Source organism: Streptomyces sp. NPDC008079, from assembly GCF_042957385.1.
Classification (GTDB): Bacteria; Actinomycetota; Actinomycetes; order Streptomycetales; family Streptomycetaceae; genus Actinacidiphila.
Map to the genome: position 1 here is coordinate 1 of NZ_JBIBIC010000042.1, position 2,447 is coordinate 2,447.

Genomic DNA, 2,447 nt, shown 5'->3' on the forward strand with positions numbered 1-2,447 from the left:
CGACTCTATCAGACGCTTTCCAGTGCCTGACCCCCAGTCAGCGGGGCTTGTCTTTCCGGCTGTTCGGCCGTTCCGACGAGTGAGACATTAGCTGATCCCGTACCGCCCGGCCAAATCGGCCCGGTCGAACGAAACACCGCCTGCATTCCGCGGAAACACACAAACGCACGACAACAACGCGACAACACAAGGCTGTCGGTCATGGTCGAAAGGTTCCTGCGGAATGGCTGTCCGGGGACCGACCGGAGTCGGCGCTCACGTCGGACAACTCGGAGAACACTACGGACGAGGACCACCCATGTCAACTCGGGGCAAGGTGGTCCCGATCACACGGGTCAGTCCAGGTCTTCGAGCCGGCCGCCGGCGTCCGGCTGGCTGTACTCGACGCGGCGCAGGAGGCGGGTGAGGATCTCGCCGAGGGCGGCGCGTTCCACCGTCGTGAGGTCCTGGAGGAGCTCGTCCTCAAAGACGGCGGCCAGGCGCATGGTCTGGAGCCACTTGTCACGGCCCTCGTCGGTCAGTTCGACGATGACGCGGACGCGGTTGGCCTCGTCGCGCTCGCGGGTGACCAAGCCCTCGGCGACCATGCGGTCGATCCGGTGGGTCATGGCGGCCGGGGTGAGGCCGAGGCGCTTGGCGAGGTCGCCGGGGCCGAGACGGTAGGGCTTGCCGACGACGACGAGTGCTTTGAGGACTTCCCACTCGGCGCTGCTGATGCCGAGGTCGACGAGCTGGCGGCCGTACGCCACGTTCATCCGGCGGTTGAGGCGGCCCAGGGCGGTGACGACCTTCTCCACCTGGGGGTCGACCTCAGGGAATTCGCGCTGGTAGGCGGCGATCTGGGCGTCGAGGTCCAGCTCCTGCGGCGCCCCCGGTGAACCTGCGGCTGCGGTCATCCTTCGAGTATGGCACGGAACCCTTTGCACTAAAGCCCTTCGCGATGTACTCTTTAGCTTCGAACTTTAGTACTGAAGTCTTCAAGGCGAAGACTCAATGGTCAAGTGGGGTGAGTGTGACAACGGCGATGGGCGCGGCGCTGCGCCGGATCCAGGTGGGGACAGCGCTGAGCGCGTTCGGGAACGGCTTCACGGTCCCGTTCACCTTTATTTACGTCTCGCAGGTGCGGGGGCTGGGCGCGGGTACCGCAGGTGTGGTGCTCGCGACGTTCGCCGTGGCGGCGCTGTTCGTGCTGCCCTTCACGGGTCGGGTCATCGATCAGCGCGGACCGGTGCCGGTCGCGGTGGTCGGTACGGTGCTGGCCGCCGCCGGGTCACTGGGGCTCGGGCTGTCCGGCAGTGAACCGGTGGTCATCGCGGCGGCCGGTGCGCTCGGTGCCGGTATAGCGGTGGTGCAGCCCTCGCTGGCGACGATGATCGTGTGGTGCTCGACGACCGCGACGCGGTCGCGCGCCTTCGCCACGCAGTTCTTCCTCAACAACCTGGGGCTCGGCCTCGGCGGTCTGCTCGGCGGTCTGCTGGTCGACACCGCGCATCCTGCGTCGTTCATCCGGCTCTTCGCCATCGAGGCGGCGATGTTCCTGGTGCTCGGCGCGGTCATAGCGACCGTGCGCATGCCGCACGCGCCGCAGGTCGACGGGGCGGTGCGGTCCGACGGCGCTGCCTCCGGCGGCTGGCGGCTGCTGCTCGGGGATCGGGCGATGGTCATGGTGTCCGTGCTGGGCTTCGTGATGTTCTTCGCCTGCTACGGGCAGTTCGAGTCGGGGCTCTCGGCGTTCGCCGTCGAGGTCACCCGGATTTCGCCGACCACGCTGGGCGTGGCGCTCGCGGCCAACACCGCCGTGATCGTGCTGGCGCAGTTCGTGGTGCTGCGGCTGGTCGAGCAGCGCAGGCGCAGCCGGGTCATCGCGGCGGTCGGTCTGGTCTGGACGGTCGCCTGGCTGGTGGCCGGGGCGTCCGGGCTGGTGCACGGCAGTCACGCGATGGCGGTCGCGGCGATCATCTCGACGTACGCGCTGTTCGGGCTCGGCGAGGCGATGCTGGCGCCGACCGTGGCTCCGCTGGTCGCCGATCTGGCGCCCGCGCGGATGGTCGGTCAGTACAACTCGGCGTTCGCCCTGGTCAAGCAGTTGGCCCTCGCCCTCGGTCCCGCCGTCGGCGGCCTGATGGCGGGTGCGGGCGCGTACGGGGCGTACATCGTGATGCTGGTGCTCTGCTCGCTGGCGATCTCGGTGACCGCGCTGCGGATGGGGCGGCACCTCACGCTCTTGCAGGACAGTCCGCATCTGGCGGCGGCCCGCGTGGTCGCCCGTTCCGCGCCGCGGCTCCCTGCCGGGACGGACACGGACACGACCGTGGACGTGGTCGTGGACTCGGCTCAAGCCAAGGACCTAGATGTATTGATCACGAGCGTTGTTGACATGTGCCGGTGCTTGATCATGGCGAAGACCTCCGGTGTGGTGGAGCTGTCTAGGACTGCACCGCACGGAG

Annotated in this window: 2 protein-coding genes; one reads left to right on the top strand and one right to left on the bottom strand. The window is 68.2% G+C overall.

Annotated features, from left to right (window positions below; all coding sequences use genetic code 11):
* Positions 1 to 335: 335 nt before the first annotated feature.
* The gene (locus ACFZAM_RS37095; RefSeq protein WP_355346088.1) at positions 336 to 896 is read right to left on the bottom strand and encodes a MarR family transcriptional regulator; all 561 of its coding nucleotides are present in this window, start codon (positions 894 to 896) and stop codon (positions 336 to 338) included.
* 116 nt (positions 897 to 1,012) lie between these two features.
* Between ACFZAM_RS37095 and ACFZAM_RS37100 the strand changes: the two genes are divergently transcribed.
* A partial coding sequence (locus tag ACFZAM_RS37100; protein ID WP_391052989.1) for an MFS transporter occupies positions 1,013 to 2,447 on the top strand: 1,435 nt, incomplete at its 3' end.